The 23025-nt window shown below is 67.6% G+C and carries 17 protein-coding genes; 5 read left to right on the top strand and 12 right to left on the bottom strand.

Annotated elements, in window-relative coordinates:
- Nucleotides 1-79: 79 nt before the first annotated feature.
- Nucleotides 80-2668, bottom strand: coding sequence for an AMP-binding protein (locus IHQ52_RS03175; protein ID WP_238064094.1), 2589 nt, complete (start codon nucleotides 2666-2668; stop codon nucleotides 80-82).
- A gap of 183 nt (nucleotides 2669-2851) precedes the next feature.
- Here IHQ52_RS03175 and IHQ52_RS03170 point away from each other — a divergent pair, with 183 nt between their 5' ends.
- Nucleotides 2852-3532: a nitroreductase gene (locus tag IHQ52_RS03170; protein WP_024498786.1), complete on the top strand. Its 681-nt coding sequence runs from the start codon at nucleotides 2852-2854 to the stop codon at nucleotides 3530-3532.
- A 26-nt stretch (nucleotides 3533-3558) separates the two neighbouring features.
- On the opposite strand, the gene IHQ52_RS03165 is transcribed toward IHQ52_RS03170, so the two are convergent.
- The 6 genes from IHQ52_RS03165 to IHQ52_RS03140 all read right to left on the bottom strand — a co-directional run bounded on the left by IHQ52_RS03165 (nucleotide 3559) and on the right by IHQ52_RS03140 (nucleotide 11620).
- On the bottom strand, nucleotides 3559-4323 hold the full coding sequence (locus IHQ52_RS03165; RefSeq protein ID WP_006438301.1) for an MBL fold metallo-hydrolase: 765 nt from the start codon (nucleotides 4321-4323) through the stop codon (nucleotides 3559-3561).
- A gap of 3 nt (nucleotides 4324-4326) precedes the next feature.
- Entirely contained in the window at nucleotides 4327-6330 is a 2004-nt protein-coding gene (locus IHQ52_RS03160; RefSeq protein ID WP_035760426.1) for a galactan 5-O-arabinofuranosyltransferase, read from the bottom strand.
- 30 nt (nucleotides 6331-6360) lie between these two features.
- Nucleotides 6361-7122 (bottom strand): decaprenylphospho-beta-D-erythro-pentofuranosid-2-ulose 2-reductase, encoded by a 762-nt coding sequence (locus IHQ52_RS03155; RefSeq protein WP_006438303.1) that lies wholly within the window; start codon nucleotides 7120-7122, stop codon nucleotides 6361-6363.
- Between the two features lie 69 nt (nucleotides 7123-7191).
- Entirely contained in the window at nucleotides 7192-8616 is a 1425-nt protein-coding gene (locus tag IHQ52_RS03150) for a decaprenylphosphoryl-beta-D-ribose oxidase (protein WP_006438304.1), read from the bottom strand.
- 89 nt (nucleotides 8617-8705) lie between these two features.
- Nucleotides 8706-10325 (bottom strand): phytoene desaturase family protein, encoded by a 1620-nt coding sequence (locus IHQ52_RS03145; RefSeq protein ID WP_024498782.1) that lies wholly within the window; start codon nucleotides 10323-10325, stop codon nucleotides 8706-8708.
- 62 nt (nucleotides 10326-10387) lie between these two features.
- The gene (locus IHQ52_RS03140; RefSeq protein WP_238064092.1) at nucleotides 10388-11620 is read right to left on the bottom strand and encodes an alpha/beta hydrolase family protein; all 1233 of its coding nucleotides are present in this window, start codon (nucleotides 11618-11620) and stop codon (nucleotides 10388-10390) included.
- Between the two features lie 146 nt (nucleotides 11621-11766).
- On the opposite strand from IHQ52_RS03140, the gene IHQ52_RS03135 reads away from it, so the two are divergent.
- Both IHQ52_RS03135 and IHQ52_RS03130 read left to right on the top strand, forming a co-directional pair.
- Complete coding sequence (locus IHQ52_RS03135) at nucleotides 11767-12597, top strand: aldo/keto reductase (protein WP_238064091.1); 831 nt, start codon at nucleotides 11767-11769, stop codon at nucleotides 12595-12597.
- 303 nt (nucleotides 12598-12900) lie between these two features.
- On the top strand, nucleotides 12901-13419 hold the full coding sequence (locus IHQ52_RS03130; RefSeq protein WP_006438641.1) for a GtrA family protein: 519 nt from the start codon (nucleotides 12901-12903) through the stop codon (nucleotides 13417-13419).
- Between the two features lie 451 nt (nucleotides 13420-13870).
- On the opposite strand, the gene IHQ52_RS03125 is transcribed toward IHQ52_RS03130, so the two are convergent.
- The 5 genes from IHQ52_RS03125 to IHQ52_RS03105 form a co-directional block, all read right to left on the bottom strand.
- Nucleotides 13871-16492, bottom strand: coding sequence for an ABC transporter ATP-binding protein/permease (locus IHQ52_RS03125; RefSeq protein ID WP_024498779.1), 2622 nt, complete (start codon nucleotides 16490-16492; stop codon nucleotides 13871-13873).
- The gene (locus IHQ52_RS03120) at nucleotides 16489-17454 is read right to left on the bottom strand and encodes an ABC transporter permease (RefSeq protein WP_024498778.1); all 966 of its coding nucleotides are present in this window, start codon (nucleotides 17452-17454) and stop codon (nucleotides 16489-16491) included. Before IHQ52_RS03120 ends, IHQ52_RS03125 begins: the two co-directional genes overlap by 4 nt.
- Before the next feature lies 1 nt (nucleotide 17455).
- On the bottom strand, nucleotides 17456-19063 hold the full coding sequence (locus IHQ52_RS03115; protein WP_024498777.1) for an ABC transporter substrate-binding protein: 1608 nt from the start codon (nucleotides 19061-19063) through the stop codon (nucleotides 17456-17458).
- 168 nt (nucleotides 19064-19231) lie between these two features.
- Nucleotides 19232-20110 (bottom strand): TIGR03619 family F420-dependent LLM class oxidoreductase, encoded by an 879-nt coding sequence (locus tag IHQ52_RS03110; RefSeq protein ID WP_024498776.1) that lies wholly within the window; start codon nucleotides 20108-20110, stop codon nucleotides 19232-19234.
- Nucleotides 20111-20196: 86 nt separating this feature from the next.
- On the bottom strand, nucleotides 20197-20691 hold the full coding sequence (locus IHQ52_RS03105) for a winged helix-turn-helix transcriptional regulator (protein ID WP_024498775.1): 495 nt from the start codon (nucleotides 20689-20691) through the stop codon (nucleotides 20197-20199).
- A gap of 147 nt (nucleotides 20692-20838) precedes the next feature.
- Here IHQ52_RS03105 and IHQ52_RS03100 point away from each other — a divergent pair, with 147 nt between their 5' ends.
- Both IHQ52_RS03100 and IHQ52_RS03095 read left to right on the top strand, forming a co-directional pair.
- Nucleotides 20839-21573, top strand: a complete 735-nt coding sequence (locus tag IHQ52_RS03100; RefSeq protein WP_232513158.1) for an acyl-CoA thioesterase — start codon at nucleotides 20839-20841, stop codon at nucleotides 21571-21573.
- Nucleotides 21570-22979 carry a DHA2 family efflux MFS transporter permease subunit gene (locus IHQ52_RS03095; RefSeq protein ID WP_096274884.1) on the top strand — a complete coding sequence of 470 codons (1410 nt, stop codon included), beginning with the start codon at nucleotides 21570-21572 and terminating at the stop codon, nucleotides 22977-22979. Before IHQ52_RS03100 ends, IHQ52_RS03095 begins: the two co-directional genes overlap by 4 nt.
- Nucleotides 22980-23025 lie beyond the last annotated feature (46 nt).

Raw genomic sequence — 23025 nt, 5'->3', positions numbered from 1 at the left:
AACAGATGTCCATCCACAGACGGCGTGACCACGGGGTTGTGCAGCAATCGGTTACGCCTGACTGACGTCGCGTGCGACCTCAGTCCGACGTGCGCTCCAGGACCTGATCGATCGCCCGCGCGGTGGCGGCGACGTGCGGTGGGCGGATCACCGAGATGTGGTCGCCGTCGACGTCGACGAACTCGACCCGGCCCGAGGTGAAATGGCCCCACAATGCCGGATCGTCGGTGTTGGTGCGGGCCCGGATGACCGTGATCGGACCGGAGTAGGGGCTCGGTCGGTGCCGTCGGATCATCTCGGTGCCGAGCCGGAAGAAGACCACCCACTGCACGGACGTGGACAACGGCACGAGTCCGGCGGTGAGCACCAGCACCTTGAGGGCGATCTGCTGCAGCGCGTGCTGCAGAGGTGAGCCGCCGGGCTTGCTGTCCTCATCGCTACCGGTCCGGTCGGGCAGGGTCTCCTTCGCGGCGGTGAGTGAGCGCAGCGAGCTGCGGATCCGCTGGATCAGGTTCGGGCGTTCGCCGGAGAGTCGCTGCGCCAGAGCGGGATCGATCACGGAGTCGAGCACCGCCACGGTGTGGCAGGTCTCGCCCGCCTTGGTGAGGCGTGCAGCCACCTCGACGGCGATGAATCCGCCCAGCGAGTATCCGCCGACCTGGTATGGGCCGCGCGGTTGCACCGAGCGGATGTCGGTGATCGCGCGGCGTGCAGCAGCACGGACGGAATGGTCTGCGCGGCCCCGCTTCTCGACGCCCCGGGACTGGATGCCGTAGACGGGACGGTCGCCGGAGAGTGCCCGGACGATGGGCGTCAGGCTCGTCGCGAGACTGCCGGCGCCGGCCATGAGGAAGATCGGGTCGCCGGTGCCCTTCCGCAACGGGATCAGAGTGGCGCCCGAGGCGTTCTTCGACCGCTCCTTCGCCGCGGCCTCGATCCGGGCGGCGAACCGAGCGATCGTCGGCGCCTCGGCGAGCATCGCGGTGTTCACGTCCAACTGGAGATGGTGTCCCACCTCGGCGAGCATCTTCGCGGCGGCGAGCGAGTCGCCACCGAGTTCGACGAAATCCTCGTTGCGTCCGATGCTCTCGAGTCCCAGGATGTCGCACCAGACTTGGTGCAACGCAAACTCGGTCAGCCCTCGAGGGGGTTCCGGAGCCGGCCGCGGCGGCGGTGGTGGTAGCTCCGCGCGGACGACCTTGCCGCGCTCGTTGGGCGGGAGTTCGGACAGCACGATGATGTCCCGTGGGATCATCCACGGCGTCAACGACTTCCCGAGCTCAAGTCGGATCTCGGCCGGCGATGGCGACCATTTCGCCGGATCGACCGCGACATGTGCGGTCAGGCGTCCCTCGTTCCGGTTCGCGGTGACCACCGCATCGACCGTCCAGGGCAGGGCGAGGAGTGCGGCCTCCACTTCCAGCGGCTCGACGAGGTAGCCGCGGACCTTGACGGCGTCGTCATCTCGTCCGAGCAGCGAGAGCTCGCCGTTCTCGTCGAGGCGGCCCAGGTCGCCGGTGCGGTAGCGCGTCCGACCATCGGGCAGCGAGGTGAATCGCCGGGCCGTCAGTTCCGGATTCGCGTGGTAGCCGGAAGCGATGTGCGCGGACTCGACGACGACCTCTCCGGTGACGCCTGTGGGCACGTCTGCGTCGTGCTCGTCGACGATGCGGACGCGTTTGTCCGACGCGGGACTGCCGACCGGTATGGCGCCGGCCTCGACGTCCCGCTCGGGCGGGAAGAGGTTGAAGGCGAGGTTTCCGACCTCCGACGCCCCTGCCCAGCAACAGAACTCGCCGCGTGGGAGGATCGTCCGGCGTGCGCGCAGGACGTCGTCCCCGTGAGCGGGTTCCCCGCAGGTGGACAACAGGCGTAGTGATCCGATGGCGTCGTCGGCGGAGAGTTCGCCCAGCCATGAGCGCAGAAGTGACGGCGTGCAGTGTGCGGTCGTCGCGCCCGTCGCGGACAGCCAGTCCCGCAACCCGGTGGTGGTGCGGCGGCGCACATCCCAGAGCAGCATGGTCGCGCCGTTCAGCAGGCTCATCGTGAGCGCGTCCAACCCGCCGCCGAAGCTCAGCGGGAGCAGGACCGCAGCCCGATCGTCGGGGCCCAGACGCAAGAACCGACGTCCGTCACGCGCATGGTTCACCGGCATCCGCTGGGGCAGCACCACACCCTTGGGGGCGCCGGTGGAGCCGGAGGTGAACAGCAGCACCGCCGGGTCGTCGGGTCCCGGCTCGACGACCGTCCGCCCGCGGGCCTCGTCCCCGGTGGGAGCCGGTGCGGTCGACGGTGTCGGCGGGTTGACCCCGGACAGTCGCAGGATGTTCGCGCGCCGATCTTCGGGCAGGAACGGATCGAGCAGGACGAGACGTCGTCCCGAGCACCAGACCGCCAGCATAGAGATCACCGAGTCGATGTCGGACTCGATCTCGACGGGGACGGCCTCGCCAGGCTCGGTGCTCGCGACGATCCGGTCGGCGAGCAGCTCCACGCGGGACGGCGCCTCGGCGAAGGTGATCGACGCCTCTGGTGTGCGGACTGCGACGGCGTCGCCACGGCTCGCGGCGACGGCTCGCCATCGGGCGGCGACGGTGCTCGACTCGGGGGGTTCCGATGATCCGGGTGTGGGAGACGGACTGGAATCCAGGTGCTTGTCGCCGTTCATGTCCTCGAACTTTCCCCCGTGCGCGCCGCTTTGTGAGGTAAACCTACCCTTTGTTCGGGCAGGCGGCACGGTCACCCCGGGAGAACGTGGCAGGGCTAACAGTCGCGAGGCCATGGCTCAGTAGGGTGGAGACGGCCGCCCGTCGGATGCCGGATGGGGCCGGGGCTCGATGAGAGGTTGACGATGCAGTTCGACGAAGTGATTCTGGGACGCCGCAGCATTCGCGGTTTCACACCGGATCCCGTGCCCCGAGAACTGATCGAGGAAGTTCTCGCGCTGGCCATGCGGGCCCCGTCCTCGATGAACACCCAGCCCTGGAACTTCCATGTGATCACGGGCGAACCGCTGGATCGCATCCGTGCGGGAAACACCGAACGCAACCTGGCCGGTGTGCCGCACTCTCGCGAGTTCCGGACCGGGGCGGAACGGTTCACCGGCGTACATCGCGATCGTCAGGTCGGCGTGGCGAAGCAACTGTTCGCCGCGATGGGCATCGCCCGCGACGACACGGAGATGCGGCAGGACTGGGTCCTGCGAGGATTCCGTCAGTTCGATGCGCCGGTCGGCGTGATCGTGACCTACGACCGCATCCTGGACGGCAGCGACGACACGCCCTTCGACTGCGGAGCGGTTTCCACCGCGTTGGTCAATGCCGCCTGGTCCCGCGGTCTGGGTGCGGTGATCAACAGTCAGGGCATCATGCAGTCGCCCGTCGTGCGAGAGCACGCCGGAATCCCGGACGACCAGGTCATCATGAAGAGCATCGCGCTGGGCTGGCCGGATGAGACCTTCCCCGCCAATGCAGTGGTCTCCGAGCGCAAGTCGGTCGAGGAAGCCGCAAGGTTCGTGGGTTTCGCGGAATAGCTCAGAGCGCGAGCGCCGGCGGCGATTCAGAGCGCGAGCGCTCGGCGGGCGGCGTCGGCGACCCTGCCGCGATACAGCGGACCGTGACCTGCGAGTAGCAGGTCGGCCTCGAGGCCGGTGAATCGCTCGACACTGCGACGAGCGGTGGGCTCGTCGTGCTGGAACGGCGACGGAATGCACTGTGGCCCAGCGATCGCCGACACCTCATGACCGCTGACCAGTGCGTCGCCGGAGACCAGCGCCCGCCCGTCGCCGACCAGATAGGCGCTGTGGCCGTCGGTGTGTCCGGGACTCGCCACCGGCACCGGCGAACCCGGCAGATCGAGCGGCTCCGGGAACGGTGCTGCCGCCGACAATCCCGACCTGCTCAACACCCCGAGGGGCAGGGTCTTCGCCAGCCACGTCCACAAACCTGGACGGACGGCGAGCGGTGCGAGGTCCAGCGGAGTGGCCTGCTGGAGGTGATGGCGCAGTGCGTGATCGACCTCGACGGGATCCATGAACACGTCGAAGCCGTACCGCGAGTGCAACTTCGCCAGCCCGCCGAGGTGGTCGACGTGCGCATGTGTCAGCAGTGCGCCGCGGATGTCCTCCGGACGCCGGCCGATCTGCTCGATCGACTCGACGACCTGACCGGCCTGCCCGGGGTAACCGCCGTCGATGAGGGTGAGCTCACCATCCTGTTCCAGCAGTACCCAGTTCACGACATCGGTGTGGACGAAATGCGTTGTCGACGAGTCACCCTCGATCCGCGTGATCTCCATCGGCCGGGTGCGCAAGGGTCGACGCATCGGTCACTTCCGGACGACGAGGACGAACGGACCGATCTCGGTGACCTCGAACCTCGGGTCGTCGAAGACCGTGGGGTCGAAGGTGACGGTGTAGCGCTTCACGTTCGGATCGTTCGGGTAGACGTCCTCGGCGAGCCGCAGCGTGTATCCGTCGGCGCTGTACCGGAACAGGAAGACGTCGGGGGCCTTCCACGGCGACTCGTCGAGGTGCCGGACCAGCTGATCGGCGTCCTCCGACTTCGCCCACCGCGCGATGGCCGCGGCGCGCTTGTCGAACTCGGCCAGCGGATTCGCGTAGTGCGAGGTCAGTCCCTGGAAACCCCAGTACGGGTAGATCGAGAGGAATCCGTAATCGGCGGTGAGGACGATGTTCTCGGTCTGTGGTCGGCCGGTCTGTGCGGCGATGCGCTTGTCGATCTCGGCGAAATACGATTCGGCGCCGGCCGGACGTGCATCCGCACGCTCTCCGTATCCGTCGGTGTCGGTGTACGCGGTGGTGATCTCCGTGCCGAGATGGCCCGGAATGCTCTGTGCCGCTGCGATCGCGGCGAGTACGGCCACCGCACCCACGACCACGCGTACGTCACCGAACCTGCGCACGGCCCAGTGGGCGATGTCGACGACACCGAAGACGCCCGCAGCGGCCAGCGCGCACACCAGGATCGGTTCGAGCCGGAAGGACAGCAGCGTGGTGCCCATCGCGGTCAACAGCATCGACAACAGACAGAAGAGGTACACCGTGACGACGGTTGCGCCCATCGCCACCGCGACGGTGCGGGTCCGGAAGCGCAGCAGGATCCACAGGAGGCCGATCAGCGTGATCGCGCCGACGAGATTGACCCCGAACATCGGCAGCGGGAACACCGAACCGCGCTCGGGAAGGTAGTGCTCGGCGGTGCCGCCGCTGGCCGGGGCGCTGGACAGGCGCTTCAGCAGATACGGCGCCCACACCAGTAGCGCGATGAGCCCGGCGATCACCCCGACCGACACGAGACGACCGATGACGGCGACCACGATCTCGCGCCGGTGTGCCCTGACCGTCGCGGCCGGCGTCGACTTGTTGGTCGCCGCCAGCCAGCCCTGGACGAGGAAGTAGCAGGCCAGCACGACCGCGGTCAGCGCGAACAACCCGGTGTAGAGGGTGTAGGTCGCAGCCGACACCCCGAGGAACACACCCGCGGCGACCACCGCGGGCCAACTCGTCGCGCCCCGCAACGGCCCGGCCGGTCCGTCGGCCGCACGCGTGCGGCCCCGCAGTGCGTAGGTGAGGACGATCATCATCGGCACACCGACGATCACGAGGATCGCGGCGTACGGTTCCGGCGAGGCGTACAGCAGCGCCATGGTGGTCACCGCGAGTCCCAGTGCCACACCACGATCCGCGCCGAACATCCGGTTGAACAGGATGACGCCGACTGCGGCCGCCACCGCCATCGAGACGATGGCCCAGGGCTTGTAGGCCTCCCACCCGGGCTGGCCGAGCAGATTCGCGAACCGACCGCCCCACCAGAACCAGCCGGCCGGGTAGTACGGCGGCAGATCCGGGTAGGTCATGTCCGCAAGCCGAGGACTCGACGTCATCCGCGTCAGGTACTCGGTGCGGAACTCCTGGTCGACCGACAGGCCGAACAGGTAGAGACGCGTTGCCCCCAAGGGCATTCCGATGGTGACCGTCACGAACGCCGACATCGCCGCCGCCGACAGGACCGGGATGAACACCCGGCCCTTGCCGTAGCGGTACAGCAGCGCGACGACCACCAGCACCGCGATCGCGAGGACCTGACCGGCGGTCGTGAGCGACCTGGTCACGTTCGACGAGTTGAAGGCCGGCCAGTTGACGGTGTCGATCGCCTCGAGACCGACGAGCGACACCACCGCACCGACCACCACCGCCGTCAGCAGCGCCAGAGCCATTCGGCCCAGGCGTGATGCCGTGGTCGGGTCTGAGCCTGCTCCCTGAGGCGCGGTGGTGGGGTCCGGCCGGTCAGTGCTTACGGAAGTCGTCATCGCGTCGCAATCAGTCGGCGTCGAGGCGGCTCAGATGGGCAGTTTGCGGAAGATCGGGCGCGGGATGTGGCGCAGGACCATCATGATGTAGCGGAAAGGTCCCGGGACCCAGACGATTTCCTTGCCCTTGGTGGCTGCCGCCACCGCGAGGCGTCCCACATCCTCCTTCTCGACGGTCAGCGGTGCTTCCTTCACATGCGCCGACAGTCGAGTGCGGACCTGTCCCGGACGGATCACGAGGACACGAGGACCGAAGGGGCGCAACGCCTCACCGAGTCCGAGGTAGAAGCCGTCGAGGCCGGCCTTGGTGGAGCCGTAGACGAAGTTGCTGCGACGGACGCGCTCACCGGCGACCGAGCTCATCGCGATGATCTGGCCGTGGCCCTGGGCGCGCATCTTCTCGCCGAGCAGAACGCCGACGGAAACTGCTGCGGTGTAGTTGATCTCGGCCTCGGCGACCGCGAGTCCGTGATCCTGCCAGGCCTGCTCGTCGTCGCCCTGGATGCCGAACGCGACGATCGCCACGTCGACGTCGCCGTCGGCGAAGGCCTTCTCGATGACGTCGCGGTGGGTGTCGGTGGCGCGGGCGTCGAAGTCGATCACGGTGACCTCGGTGGCGCCGGCGTTCTTGGCCTTCTCCACCGCGGCCGCGGCGGTCGGATCACCCGGCAGGGTGGCGAGGATGACCCGAGCCGGGCCCTTGCTCAGGTACTCGGCGGTGATGGCGAGCCCGATCTCCGAGCTCCCGCCCAGGACCAGGATGGACTGTGGGACGCCGACGGCGTTCATCATCTTCGGCTTCTCGCTTTCGGTGGTCTGCGGCCGTGCCGCAGGGATGGGGAGGTCGGAACCGGTTGAGGGTCAGGCGAGTTCGAGGCGGCGGCCCATGTCGGACATGAACACCCGGTTGGGGTCGATACGACGACGCGTGGCGATCCACTCGTCGATGCGCGGGTACATCGCGTGGAAGTTCGCCGCCGACGTTCGCGAGTCCTTCGCGGTGTAGAGGCGTCCGCCCATCGCCATCACACGACGGTCCAGGTCGTTGAGGAACTCGGCGAGTCCGGCCTTGACCGGGAAGTCCAGGCAGACGTTCCAGCCCTTGAACGGGAAGCTGAGCGGGGCCTTGTTGCCGTCGCCGAACAGCTTGATCACGTTGAGGAAGCTGACGTGTCCCGACGCCTGGATGTGCTCGATGAGGTTGGTGAACTCGGCCTCGTTGCCCGTGGGCACGATGAACTGGTACTGGCAGAAACCACCGCCGCGGCCGTAGGCGTTGTTCCAGTCACCGAATACGTCGAGCATGTGGTAGAACTGCGCCAGATTCTTGACCTTGCCCTCGCTGGGCGGGCCGATCCGGTAGTACGCCTCGCCGACCGCGGAGAAGCTGAGCTTGTTGGCCAGCCCGCGCGGGAAGACGTCCGGGAACCGGACGAGCGGCTTGTTGTTGAACGACAACGGGTTGTCGCGGTACTTCTCCGGGAGTTCGTCGACGCGTGCGAGGTTGCCGCGCGAGAAGGTGCCGCGCCCGAGCTTCGGCGGTGCGCTGATGGTGTCGAACCAGCCCGAGGCGTACTCGTAGCCGTCCTCGAAGCCGTCCTGCAGATGCAGGTCGAGCGTCTCCTGCAGCGATCCGGTGCGCGCGGTGTCGGCGATGAAGTAGGCACTCTCGGTGCGCTTCATCTGGATCTTCGCGCGCAGCACGATGCCGGTCAGGCCGATGCCGCCGACCGTCGCCCAGAACAGTTCGCCCGTCGGGTCGTCGCCGGAGCCGTCCGGGGTGAGCGTCAGGATGCGCCCGTCGGCCACGAGCAGCTGCATCTCGACGACGTGGTTGCCGAAGCTGCCCTGGCTGTGGTGGTTCTTGCCGTGGATGTCATGCGCGATCGCACCGCCCACGGTGACCTGGCGGGTGCCCGGGAGCACCGGCACCCAGAGGCCGTACGGAAGCGCGGCCTGCATGAGGGTGTCGAGGGACACGCCGGCGTCCAGGTCGACCGTCGCGGTCTCCGCGTCGATGGCATAGATCCTGGTCAGCGGGGTCATGTCGATCGTGAGACCGCCGCTGTTCTGGCCCGACTCGTTGTAGGAACGGCCGAGCCCACGGGCGATGACACCGCGCTTGAGGTAGTCCGGCTTGTCCGCGTTGTCGTCGGCGACGCGGGCCACCGCCTCGGCGATGACCTCGGGGTACGGCGTGGACAGGACGTGGCCCTCGATCGGGGTGGTGCGAGACCAGCCCACCAGCTTGCGGGTCGTGATCGGCAGCAACTCTTCAGTAGACATCGCTGAAGAGAGTACTCGGCCGCCGTGGGTCGACGATGAGAGACGACGTGCGAGGAGCGTCGCACCTCGGGTGTGGCTGTGGCGGCCGGCTATGGCACGGCGGCGAGTGCTTCGACTCCCAGCACCGCGGCCGCGGCGTTGCGGCCCGGGATGCCGCTCACCCCGCCGCCTCGTCGTGCGCCGGCGCCGCACAGCAGCAGTCGCGGGTGCCGGGTCTCGACGCCCCACGTGCCGACCTCCGACGCCGTCTCCGCCCACGGCCACCGCAACGACTGATGGAAGATGTTGCCGCCGGGCAGCCCGAGCATCTCCTCGAGGTCCTGGGGAGTCTTGGTCTCGATGCACGGGCGGCCGTCGAGGTCGTGGGCGATGACGTTCTGGATCGGTTCGGCGAGGAGTGCGTTGAGCGAGGCGAAGGTCGCGCCCACCGCGTGCTCGACGGCGCCCGGCTCGTCGAACACGTCGGGTGGCATGTGCAGACCGAACAGCGTGAGCGTGTGTTTGCCGTCGAGTTCGGGGCCGAGGATGGACCGGTCGGAAAGGGTGTGGCAGTAGATCTCACACGGCGGCAGTTCCGGGACCTCGCCGCGCGCGGCCTGCCGCCAGGCCTCGTGGAGCTGGCTCGCGGACTCGTTGATGTGGAAGGTGCCGGCGAACGCCGCCTCCGGTGACACCGATTCGTCGCGCAGCCGCGGTAGGCGGTCGAGGAGGAGGTTGATCTTCAGCTGCGAACCGCGGGGCTGTGCCTCGCAGGCGACCGGCTCGTCGAGCAGCGTGTTGAGGACCTGGGGCGCGCACGCCGCGTGGAGCATCGAGCCGCGCACGGTGCGTGCGCCGTGGGTCGGGTCGGTGAGTTCGACCGTGCCGTCCGCGGGATCGACACCGGTCACGGTGATGCCGGTGCAGATCTCGGCACCCGCCGACGCGGCAGCCTGGTAGAGCGCACCCGACACCGCGCCCATGCCCCCGACCGGGACGTCCCAGTCGCCCGTCCCGCCACCGATCACGTGGTAGAGGAAGCAGATGTTCTGCCGCAGCGACGGGTCGTCGAGGTCGGCGAAGGTGCCGATCAGGCCGTCGGTGGCGGCGATGCCGCGCAGCAGGTCGTCGTCGAAGTACTGACCGAGCAGGGTGCCGAGCGGCAGGGTGGTGAGCGCCTCCCACAGCTCGGCGTCGGAGGTGTCGGTGCCGACGGCGAGTTCGTGCATGTCGGCGGCGGTGCGCAGCGGCTCGGTCAGGGTCGGGAAGACGCGCTGCGCGATGGTCCCGACACGGCGGTAGAAGGACTGCCACGCCACGAAACCGGCGTTGGAGAATCCCACGGCGTCGGCTCCGACGCGGTCGGCGCGCAACACGCGGCGGAAGGATTCCGCGGTCGCCTCGTCGTCCTGTGTGTCGATGAGGATGCCGCGCGTCGGATCGGCGGGCAACGGAGTGTACGAGGAGTAGCGGCGGCGGATCAGTGAGATGTCGAGGTCGAGGTCGACGATGATCTCGCGTGGCATCAGCGAGACCAGATAGGAGAACCGCGACAGCCGTGCCGCCAGGCCGGGGAACGGCATCGCCGAGACGGTCGCCCCGCCGACGTGGTCGGAGCGCTCCAGGACGAGGACCCGGCGTCCGGCGCGCGCCAGGTACGCGGCGGCGGTCAGGCCGTTGTGTCCCGCGCCGATGATGACGTCGTCGTAAGAAGCAACTGCGGTGCCCATCGATCCTGTGCCCATCCGTTAAAGGGTCTCAGATCGACGGACACCGCAGCGGTGATTCCGGGTCAGCGCAGGATGCGGGCCACGAACGGCGTCGAGTCCTTCATCGAGGCCAGGACCGCACTGGAGTGGTCGTCCTCGGGGTAGACGAACAGCTCGACCGGCTGGTTGTTGGCCTTCATCTGTGCGTACAGCGACAGCGCCGACGGTGCCGGAACGTCGACGTCACGCAGGCCCTGTCCGAGGAAGATCGGACGGTCGTAGCCCTTGTACGGCGTCGCCATGTACTCGTGCAGCGCCGGGCTCAGACCGGGGATCGACATCAGCGGCGCGCGGAACCAAGTCCGCACGTCGTCACCGGCGAGTGCCTTCTTGAGGATCGGGTAGCAGGTGGTGCGACCCTCGGCCAGGCGCTCGATGCCCTTCGGCGTCATCACCTTGGTGATGTTCATGTCGGGACGGGTGTGGTGGAAACCGGCCAGGATGTACGCGGTGTAGGCGTTCAGGCCACCGGGCAGGTTCACCGGCGGGACGACCGGGCCCAGGTTCTGGTACAGGTATTCGAGGTTGGCCGGGATGCCGGTGGCGACGACGCCGCGGTAATCCAGACCCGATCCACGGCTGAACTCGGTGGCGTAACGCGCGCCGTTCAGCGCGGCGGCCGCACCCTGCGACTGTCCGATGATGGCCCAGCGCTTGGCCAGCGGCAGATCCATCTGATGCGATGCGACGACGATGTCGACGATCGCGTGCGCCGCGGTCACGCCGTTCAGGTAGGCCATCAGACCGGGGGTACCCAGCCCGACATAGTCGGCCGCGACCACCGCGTATCCCTGGTTCAGCCAGTGGCCGAGGTACTTCTGGTCCCGCTCGCTGCGCGGGAAGGCCGACGGAGTGCAGTCGTCGTTCATGCCGACGGTGCCGTGCGCCCAGGAGATGATCGGCCAGCCACCGGCCGGGGCGTCGCCCTTCGGCAGGAACACCGCGCCGGTGCCCGTCGCCATCTTGCCGTGCTGGTTCAGCGACGAGTACTGGATTCGGTAGGCCTTGCCGGCCGCCGGCAGGTTGAGCGACTCGGCCAGGGGGACCTGCGTGATGAGGGTGCCCGCCTTGGCCGGGATGGGACCGGCGTACTCGGTGACGTCCAGACCCGACCAGTTCGGGATGCCCACGGAAACCGCGTCGTCCGCGTGCGCCGGGGCGGTGGTCCCGAGCAGGACCATGCCGAGGCCGGCGAGGACGGAGACGAGTGTTCGCATGGTGCGTGACACAGGTGATCTGGACGTGAGGGCAGACATGTTCAGAACAGTAAGGGGAGTCGTGCGTGGCGCACAGTGCGGGTCGGCGAGGATTCGTGCCGTTCGGGAGCGCTGATTCGTGCCACCCAGGGTGCCACTTGGTCTCGGCGAAGCGTCCGAGGGGGTGTCCGACCTATCCTGGTCAGGTGGACATCCCCTCGGTCGAGCTCAGCAACGGTTCCTCGATCCCCATGGTGGGACTCGGGACCTACAACATGCTCGGCCGGCCGTGCGTCGGTGCGGTCAGCACGGCGATCAAGGCGGGCTACCGGCTTCTCGACACCGCTCCTCGGTACAGCAACGAACTCAGTGTCGGGATGGGAGTGCACGGTTCGGGTGTCCGGCGTGACGAGGTGATCGTCCAGACCAAGCTCAGCGGTGGCGACCACGGGTTCGACGAGGCGATCACCGCCGCCAAGGAGAGCGCCCGCCGACTCGGCGTCGGCTACCTCGACGTGTATCTCATCCACTGGCCGTGCCCGAGTCTCGGACGCATGGTCGACTCGTGGAAAGCGCTGCTCACGCTCACCGACGAGGGTTACGTCCGCACGCCCGGCGTCTCGAACTTCAAACCCCATCAGTTGCAGACGCTCTTCGACGCGACCGGACGGTGGCCGGTGCTCAACCAGATCCAGTGCTCGCCGGCGCTGCCCCGGACCGAACTCCGGGAATTCATGGCCGACAAGGGGATTCATGCCCAGGCGTGGCATCCGACCGGCCGCAAGGAAGGTGTCCTCGGCGATCCGGTGATCCTGCGGGCCGCCCGCAAGTACGGCAAGTCGCCCACCCAGATCGCCTTGCGGTGGGCCGTCCAGCACGGGATCAGCGTCGTGCCCAAGTCCTCGCACGCCGGCCGTCAGCTCGACAACGCCGACCTCTTCGACTTCGCCCTCGACGACGCGGACCTGGCCGAGCTCGCCACGCTGGACCGCGGTGAACGTGCCGCTCGGGACTCGGACGTCGACGAGGAGTTCTGATCCCTGCTCGTGCCGCCCCATGCCGGTTGAGCCGACTCCGAGCGCAGCGAGGCGTCGCGTCGAAACCCGCCCGCCACCACAACCGCACCGCCCGGCTCGACCAGCGTGGCGCGAGGTTTCGACGCGGTGGCTCGCTTCGCTCGCTACCGGCTCAACCAGCAGCTCCGACCGTCGCTCGACATAGGAGCCATGAGTAGGTGAGAAGCTTGCGACGAGCCGTACCCCTGCTCGTTGAGTAGGTGAGGAGCTTGCGACGAGCCGTATCGAAACGCCACCCCTCACCTCGTCCGCTAGGGTGTCAGCGTGTCTCGACCCGACCCCGGCAACGACGAACCCGCAGGTGACGTCCCTCACGATCACCACGAGGACTTCAAGACGCGTCATGCTCCGATGCCGATCGAGTTGCCTCTCGACGACGAAGAGGCGTCGACCGATGTCGACCTGAAGACGCAACTGATCCGCTTCGTGGTCACCGGCGCGGGTTCGGCGGTCCTGGACTTCGCGCTCACCCTGTTCCTGCAGTACGTCGTCGGCACTCCCGAGGCCGTCGCCAAGGCGGGCGGCTTCATCCTCGGAACCACCGTCGCGTACCTGATCAACCGGCGCTGGACCTTCCGCGCGGAGCCGAGCGCCGCCCGCTTCGTCGCGGTCGTGATCCTCTACCTGGTCACCTTCGTGGTCAACGTCGGTCTCTACAGCTGGTTGTCGTCGTTGTGGGAGGAGACCGCCCTCTACTCGGCGATCGCCTTCGTCATCGCGCAGGGCACGGCGACGGTCATCAACTTCGTGGTCCAACGGGTGGTCATCTTCAAGATCCGCTGATGCTGCCGGCCCTCGCAGGACGGGTGGCGAGTCCGGATTGATGTCACATGCGAGCTCGCTCCGGCCGCACGACCTCGGCCGACGTCGGACAGACTGGTCGATGTCGCACGCGACGTGATTCTGGACGGCGTCGAGGAGACGGGATCGAAAATCTCGTCCACCTCAGGGGCTTCCGAGGGCAATATGCCCTCGGATGGTGCTCACGGGGACGAGATTTTCTGCGGCGGAGCTAACTAGGGCCCTTGAGGTTGTCTTCGTGGTCCAGCGGACGGGCATCCTAGAGATCCGCTGATGCGGCTGCCGGCCGAGGGCGGGCGTAGATGTGTCGCACCGGTCAGCGAGTCCGGATCGAAGTCGCACGCGACCTCGCTCCGGCCGCACGACCTCGGCCGAAGTCGTACACACGGATCGATGTCGCAGCGACGTCGTTCCGGCGAGCGAACGCCGCACGTCACGCCCGCTGCGGGACCTCGGGCGGGATCGCGGCGAGAAGACTTCGCGTGTAATCGGTTTCGGGATCGTGCAGGATGCGCGACGCCGGGCCGGTCTCGACGACCCTGCCGTTCTGCATCACCGCAACGGTGTCGCTGATCTGCTCGACGACCGCGAGGTCGTGTGCGATGAAGAGGAACGTGAGGCCCTTCTCCTGTTGCAGCCCGGAGAGAAGGTCGAGGACACCGGCCTGCACGGAGACGTCGAGCGACGCGGTCGACTCGTCGAGGATGAGGATGTCCGGCTCGGAGGCCAGGGCTCGCGCGATGCAGACGCGTTGGCGCTGTCCGCCGGACATCTCGTGCGGGTAGCGACCGAGGAACGACGAGTCGAGGCTGACGTCGGCCAGCAACTGCTCTGCACGGCCGCGCATCTCGTCCCGTCCGGAGACCAATCCGTGCGCGCGGAGAGGTTCGGTGATCGACGAGGCCACTGTCATCCGCGGATCCAGCGAAGCGGTCGGGTCCTGGAAGACCATCGCGACCCGGCGTCGGAGAAGCGCTTCGTCGGTGCCGCGGACGCCCACCGCCTCGATCTCGCGGCCGTCGACCGACACCGTCACGCTCCCGGTCACCGTCGTCCCCTGACTGGACTCGATCAGGCCGGTGACGACCCCGGCGACCGTGGACTTCCCCGAACCCGATTCGCCGACGATGCCGAGAGTCCGACCGCGAGCCACCTGCAGGTCCACGCCGTCGATCGCATGCACCACGCTGCGGCCGGTCGGGCCGCGCACCACGTATTCGACGCCGAGTCCGTGGGCCTGCAACGCAGGCGTCTCGTCGGTCTGTTTCGTCAGACCCGCACCGGCGTCGCGTTCCTCCACCTTGCTCAACAACGGTCGCGAATCGAGGAGCTTCTTGCTGTAGGGGTCCTGCGGGTCGTCGAACAGTGCTGCCACATCGCGGCTTTCGACAATCCGGCCTTCGCGCATGACCATGACCCGGTCGGCGATGCGGCCGATCACGCCGAGGTCGTGGCTGATCCACACGACGGCCATGCCCCGTTTGCGTTGCAGGTCGGCGACGAGATCGATGATCTGCGCCTGCGTGGTCACGTCGAGGGCGGTGGTGGCCTCGTCGGCGATGAGCAGTTCGGGGTCGCAGGCGAGTGCGATCGCGATCATCACCCGCTGGCGCTGGCCACCCGACAGTTGGTGCGGATATGCGCCCAAACGGCTTTCGGGGTCGGGGAGGTTCACATCGCGCAACAGCTGCAGCGCACGCTCGCGCGCCTCGGCGCGGTTGAGTCCGAGGTGCCGGCGTGGTCCCTCGACGAGTTGCTGCTCGACGGTGAGCAGCGGATTGAGACTCGACGACGGGTCCTGGAAGACGAAACCGACGCGCGTCCCGTGGAGGGCGCGAAGCGTCGACGGGGTGGCGCCGACGATCTCGGTACGGCCGAGAAGTGCCGACCCGCGCACGTAGGCACTGGGAGCGTCGAACAGGCCCGTCGCTGACAGCACACTCAACGACTTGCCCGAACCGCTCTCGCCGACGATGCCGAGCGTCTCGCCGCGCGCGACCGTGAAACTGATGCCGTGCACGATCTCTCGCGGTCCGACCCCGACGACGAGGTTCTCCACGTCCAGCACCGAATCGTCGGAGACGGCGCGTGCGGGCCTCGGTGTCACCGTCGCGACGGCGACAGACCTGCGGTCGTACCCCCGGTTGCGCAGCAGCGTGCGCTGTCGCGGATCGAGCACATCGCGCACCCCGTCGCCGACCAGGTTGAACGCGAACACGGTGAACAGGATCGCGAGTCCGGGGAACACGCCCATCCACCACGCGGTCGTGATGAACCCCTGCGCATCGAAGAGCATCCGGCCCCACGACGGGTCGGGCGGTTGCACACCGAGTCCCAGGAAGGACAGCGCCGCCTCCGAGAGGATGGCGAACGCCAGGGAGATGGACGTCTGGACGATCACCGGACCCGAGATGTTCGGCAGCACATGGCTGAACAGGATGCGGGACGTGCGGACGCCCATCGTCCGCGCCGACTGTACGTACTGGGTCTGCCGCACCCGCAACGTGTCCGCACGCGCGACGCGGGCGAAGATCGGGATGTAGACGATGCCGATCGCGATCATCGCCGACGTGACGCCGGGCCCCAGGACCGCGACGATCGCGAGTGCCAGGAGGAGCACCGGGAAAGAGAAGACGACGTCGACGATGCGCATGAGGGCGGTGTCGAGCACACCGCCCGCGAAACCCGCGACCATTCCGAGGATCACGCCGACGGTGAGGGAGATGGCGACCGCGATCACGGCCACCCGCAAGCTCACCGACGCCGCGAGCACGACCCGGGAGAAGACGTCGCGACCGAGGTCGTCGGTCCCGAACAGGTGCGACCAGGTCGGTGCCTGCAGGGCGTTGGGCACGTCGATCTCGTTGGCGCCGTAGGGCGCGATCAGCGGGCCGAAGACGGCAGCGACGACGACGATCGCGATGATGACCAGCCCGGCGACGGACGCTCGGTTGCGGAGCAGCAACCGCCAGGCCGAATCCGTTGCGGTGCCCGGCTCCGCCGGGTCGACGGTGCTGGCGGAGGGGTCGAGAGGTTCGGGTGCGGTGAGGGTCATGACAACCGGATCCTCGGATCGATGACGGCGTAGAGGATGTCCACGACGAGATTCACGAACAGGAAGATCACCGCGATCAGCAGGATCGCGCCCTGCAGCACCGGATAGTCGCGAGCCGCGACCGAGTCGTAGACCAGCAGTCCCAGACCAGGCCAGGCGAAGACCACCTCGACGACGATGACACCACCGAGGAGTCCCGCCAACTGGATGCCGGAGATGGTGAGGACGGGCACCAGGGCGTTGCGTCCCACGTGGTCCAGCATGATCTTCTTCCTGCTCAGCCCCTTTGATTCCGCGGTGGTGACGAACGGCGTGTTCACGACCTCGAGCACCGAGGACCGGACGTAGCGCGTCATGATCGCGCCGGTGACGACCCCGACCGTGACGGCGGGCAGGACGAGATGCTCGAACCAGCCGAGCGGACCGTCGGCGAAGGGCTGGTAGCCCGCCGACGGCAGCCATCCCAGTGCGGTCGAGAAGAGACCGATCAGCAGGATGCCCATCCAGAAGTCGGGGACCGAGATGCCGAACTGGCTGATGACACGAATGACGTTGTCGGCCAGGCGGCCTTCGCGGAGAGCAGCCCACGAACCCAGTGGGATCGCGATGAGCAGCGCCACGACGATGGCGGCGAGTGCGAGGGTGATGGTCGCCGGTAACCGGTCGAACAGCATCGTCGTGACGGGTTCGCTGTTGCGGAAGCTGACACCGAGATCGCCGGTGAAGGCATTGCCGACGTAGGCGACGAGCTGGTTGGGCAGCGGCTGGTCCAGGCCGGACGCACTGCGCAGCGCCGCATACGATTCCGGTGTGTAGCGAGTGCCGAGCGCGATGCGGACCGGGTCGCCGGGCACGATCTGGATCAGGAAGAACACCGCGACGATCACCCCGAGCAGAACGGCGACCGTGTACGCGAGCCGGATGAGGATGAAGCGCAGCAGCGGGGAACGGATCGCGGTCACGTCAGCTCCTCTCCAGCCGGGCGGACCGGAACCGGACGGCTTTGTCGGACCGGACCGTGTACCCCTGGAGGTTCTTCGAAAACGCTTGCGTGGCAGAGGGGTTGTACAGGTACAGGTAACTCACGTCATCGGCTATCCGGCGGGCGGCGTCCGCGTAGACAGCCTTGCGGGCTGGGACGTCGAGCTCGGTACGTCCCCGGTCGAGCAGTGCGTCCACCTGAAAGTTCGAATACTTCTGCGCGTTCGACGTGCCCTTCGAATGATGCTGTGCGTAGTAGAAGTCGTCGGGATCGATGTTGCCGAGCCAGCCGAGCAGCAGGGCGTCGAAGTCGCCGGAGGCCTGGCGGTCGAGCCAGGCACCGAAGTCGAGTTGCTCGATCTTGACGGTGACGCCGATGTCCTCGAGGTTCGACGCGATGACCTGCGCGGCGGTCACGGTCTCGGGATACTCGGTGGTGACCATGAGCCGCATGTCCATCGACCCGATACCCGCCTGGCGCAACAGGTCTTTCGCCTTGTCGACGGCCTGAGCACGGTCGAGGCCCGCGGTGTAGCGGTCGTAGGGCGCGAACCACGGACTGGTCGACGGGATCGCGAGTTCGTTGGGTGTCGCGGTGCCGTACCCGACGACCTGCGCGATCGACCGGCGGTCGATGGCGTAGGCGACGGCCTGACGGACGCGGGTGTCCGCGAAGGGCTTGGCGTCGAAGTTCATCGTGATGTACCAGTAGTCGTTCGCCACCACGGTGCCCACCTCGAGCGTGTCGTCCCGCGACAAGATACTCAGCTGTTGTGCGGGAATCGCGTCCGTCCAGTCGATCTCGCCGGAGCGGAGTGCCGACACCGCCGTCGTCCCCTGGGAGATGAAGGTGTAGTTCACGCCGTCGATCGCGGGCGGACCGCCCCAATAATCGGGGTTCGACTTCAGCACGATCGACGCGCCGGGGGAGCGGGAGACGAACGAGAACGGGCCGGTGCCCACGGGTTTTGTCGCGATCTCGCCGGATTGGACGTTGCGCCGGTTGACGATCGCCAGTCCTTTGAAGCCGCCGATGTTGGTCAGCAGGTTCGGGGTGGGTTCGCGGACCGTGAATCGTACGCGCCGGTCGTCGAGGGCGGTGATCGACTCGACGGCCTCGAGTTTCCAGGCGTTGGACAGTTCTTCGTCGAGGATGCGACGGAACGAGAACTCGACATCGGCGGCCGTCAGGGGATCGCCGTTGTGGAACGTGACCCCCGGTCGCAACAGGAACGTCCACTGTCGGGCGTCGGGGCTGACGTCCCAGCTCTGCGCGAGAGCCGGCTGCATCTGCAGGTTCTCGTCGGGTTCGACGAGGGTGTCGAAGACGTTCTCGAGGACCTCGAAGGTGAAGTACGAGCTGGATTTCTGCGGATCGAGCTGGTCGGGTTCGCCGGCGATGGCCACCCGCAGCGTGTTGGGCGAGACCGACGACCCGCCGCATGCGGCCAGTGCCGACGCGCCGAGGAGCGCGGTACCGGTGACCCCCGCGGCCTTGAAGAAGGTACGCCTGCTCAGGCGAGATGGACGATTCACCCGACCGGCCCCCTGCGTCGACCACGAGGCCGACCCACCGGGTGAATCGGTCATCGCTGTCCTCCCACCCGGTGATCGTGAGTGTTCACTCGCTCGGTCACACCTGGGGTCTGCATTGTCCGTGTTCTGCAGTGTGCCTCAGCGGGAGGACCCGTGCAACCGCGCCGGTCCGGGGTTGACGAACTCAGGGTTCGCGGCGAATAGGGTTGACGACCAATCGAATCAGCCGTTGACCTTCGCGATCACGTTGTCCGCGTACCAGTTCAGGTGATCGATCTTGGTCTGGAGTGGCTCGGTGTCCTGACCCATCACATAGGGCAGGCGGAAACCGACGATCACATCGGTGATTCCCTTGTCCTCCAGACGTTTACAGCCATCAACGGTGTATGCGTCCATCGAGATCACGTGGATCTCGAACGGATCGTCGATCTTGCCCTCGGCCTTGCGGATCTCGTTGATGCGGTCCAGGAGGGCATCGAGTTCCTCCGGCGGGCCGCCGCCGTGCATCCAGCCGTCGCCGCGGATCACTGCGCGACGGAGCGCGGCATCGGCGTGACCGCCCACCAGCAGCGGGATCGGCTCGGTGGGGGCGGGCGTCATCTTGATCTTCGGGATGTCGTAGAACTCGCCGTGGAACTCGAAGTACTCGCCCGTGGTGAGTCCGCGGATGATGTCCATGCATTCGTCCATGCGCTTGCCGCGGCGACGGAAGTCGACGCCCATGAAGTCGTAGTCCTCGGGCCACGGACTCGTGCCGACGCCGAGCGCGAGGCGATTGCCGGTGAGGTACGCGACCGAACTCGCCTGCTTGGCGACCAGGGCCGGCGGCCGGACGGGGAGTTTGAGCACGAACGGGGTGAACCGGATGGTCGAGGTGACCGCGCCCAGTGCGGCGGCCTGTATGAAGGTCTCGATGAACGCCTTACCGTCGAGGAACTCGCGGTTGCCGTCGGGTGTGTACGGATACTTGGCGTCCGATTCCTCGGGGTAGGCGAGGGAGTCGGGAATGGTGAAGCCGGCGTAGCCCGCTTTCTCCGCGGCCTGCGCGAGCGGCGCGTAGTACGACGGATCGGTCATGGCCTCGGCGAAGGTGAACCGCATCTTGCTCCTCGGGACGTGCAGACGGAACTCTCCCCACAGTAGAACACGTTCTAATTCGGTGGCGAAGGTTTGCACTCCCGCGCAGTTCAGGAGGGTTGGACGCCGCGCTCCCGCAGTCCGTTGAGCGGATTGTTCTCCCGTGCACCCGGACCGGGGTGGACGCGGAGGTCGGCCAGTTCGACCCGCTCCCCGCAGGCCGAGCAATGTGGCTCGACGGTCATCGTGCTGCCGCAGCTGTGGGTGGACTCCACGGGCGGACCGCCGTCGGTGGCCCACTTGTCGCCCCACTGCCGCAGTGCGGTGATCACCGTCCAGAGGTCACGCCCCTTGTCGGTGAGGCGGTAGTCGTAGCGGACCGGATTGTCCTGGTAGGGCTCTTTGGTCATCACCCCGTGGTCGACGAGGGTGTCCAGTCGCTGGGTCAGGACGTTGCGTGCGATTCCGAGCCGCATGGAGAACTCGTCGAATCGCGTCACGCCGAAGAGTGCGTCTCGAACGATCAGCAGCGTCCACCATTCGCCGACGATCTCCAGGCTCTGGGCGACCGAGCAGTTCATGTCGGTGAAAGAGGCGCGACGCATGTCCCCGACGATAGTGGGTTGCGTGAAGCAACTCAACCTGCTTGCATGAGTTGCATGAAACAACTCAGCAGGCAGCGCGATGCTGTCGATGGATTGGCAGAAGAATTCGGGGCACTACGAGTCGGCCGCGGGAAGTAGGCGGCGACGATCGACCGGAGCTGGTGGGGATGGTCGGGCCCGTTCGGCGGTGCGATCGTCGCGCTGGCGGTGCGCGTCGCGGCCGACGCGGTCCCGGGGGCGTCGGTCCGGACGGTGGACCTGCGGTTCGTCGGCAAACCGGCCGGCGGTGAGATTCTCCTGACGTCATCGGTGCGCGAGGTCGGACGTCACACGCGGATCGTCGACGTTGCCGTGACCCAGGGAACCGCCGAGATCGGGGTCGCATCGGTGACGGCGGGACGGGTCGGCGAGGCCGATGACGGCGACATCGTTGACGTCGCGGAGCCGGTGCCGGGTCCGGAGGGGCTCGCGCAGTTCAGCATCCCGCCGGAGATCGTCCCCATGGGCGGTCACCTCGACCTTCGTCCGGTCGACGGTCCGCTGCCGCTCACCGGCGCGGACGAGGCGTGGATGCGCGCATGGATCGTCACACGTACTCCGATGGCGCTCGACGCCGCGTACCTCGGTCTGCTGGCCGATTGTCTGCCGCCTGCGGTCTTCCCCACGTTGGCCGCGCCGCTCGCCATCCCGACCGTCGCCTTCTCCATGCACATCACGGCGCCGCTTGACGACCCCGAACCCGCACCGGTCCTGGTGCACACCCGCAACATCTCGACCTCGGGCGGCTGGTCCGTCGACGACACCACCCTCCGTGACCGCGGCGGCCGGCTCCTCGCCTCCGCCCGCCAGAGTCGCCGCGTCGTCGGGTGGTCCGCCCGATGACCACCACACCGACCCAAATCGGCTCGCCCGCTGCGTCATCGACTCTCGCCCGGCCCGGGCTCACACTCCTCATCTTGTCCGGCGCCGCGTTCATGGCCAGCCTGGACGTGTTCATCGTCAACGTCGCCTTCGACGACATCAGTTCGGACTTCGACGGCTCGACCCTTTCCCAGATGTCCTGGATCCCCAACGCCTACGCGATTCTCTACGCGGCGCTGCTGGTTCCGGCGGGGCGGATCGTCGACCGTTACGGGCGTAAGGGCGGCTTTCTGTTCGGTCTCGCACTCTTCACGGTCGCGAGTGCGGCGTGCGCTGCGGCTCAGGGAGTTTGGTGGCTGATCGCGTTCCGTGCGCTGCAGGCCGTCGGTGCGGCGATCCTGACGCCGGTCAGTCTCGGGCTGGTGGTGTCGACGCTGCCGCCGGAGCGTCGTGCCCGTGGGGTGAAGATCTGGGCGGCGACCGGCGCGCTCGCCGCCGCGTTCGGCCCCGCGGTCGGTGGTGTCCTGGTCGAGGCGTCGTGGCGGTGGGTGTTCCTGGTGAACATCCCGGTGGGCATCGCGGCACTGGTCGCGGGTGCGATCATCCTCGTGCGCTCCCGAAACGACGCTGTGACAGCGTTTCCCGACGCGCTGGGGGCTGCGCTGCTGGTGGTCTCGGTGGGGGCGTTGACCCTGGGCCTGGTTCAGGGCAGCGATTGGGGATGGTCGGACCCCCGGATCACCGGCGCGTGGATCGTGGCGCTGATGGCGTTCGCCGGGTTCGTGTTGAGTTCACGACGCCACGCCGAACCGGTCATCGATCCGGCACTGCTCCGGATTCGCACGTTCTCCTCCGCCAACATCGCCATGCTGCTCTTCTCGATCCCGTTCGCCGGCGCTCTGCTCGCCAACATCCTGTGGTTGCAACAGGTCTGGGGATTCTCGGCGATCGCCACCGGGCTGGCCGTGTCCACCGGACCGCTTATGGTCCCGATCTTCGCCGCCGTCGCCGACCGCCTCAGCTCACGGGTCCCGGTGGGTGTCATCGTGGCCGCCGGGTGCGTCCTGTTCGCCGTCGGGATCGCGATGGTCGCGCTGTCGGTCGACGCCACCCCGGATTTCGCGACCGAGATGCTACCGGGCTGGCTCATCGGCGGCGTCGGCGTGGGATTCGCGCTGCCGTCGATCCTGTCTTCCGCGACCGCCGATCTGCCTGCACATCAGGCGGCCACCGGTAGTGCGGTCGTCAACATGAGCCGCCAGGTCGGAATGTCGTTGGGAGTCAGCCTGTTCGTCGCGATCGTCGGTACCGCGGTGATCTACGACGACGTGCGCGACGCCTTCGTGTCGGCGTGGTGGGCGCTGGCCGCGATCGGGGTGGTCGGCGGCGTGGTCGCGCTCGGCATGACCCCGCGTGCCGGGCGTTAGAAGAGTTGCGGCAGTTGGTCTCGGTATACGGGACCAACTGCCTCAA

Source organism: Gordonia amicalis (genome assembly GCF_022059885.1).
GTDB classification, from domain to species: Bacteria; Actinomycetota; Actinomycetes; order Mycobacteriales; family Mycobacteriaceae; genus Gordonia; species Gordonia amicalis.
The sequence above is the reverse complement of the archived record's forward strand: the minus strand, read 5'-3'. Positions and strand labels throughout refer to the sequence as shown.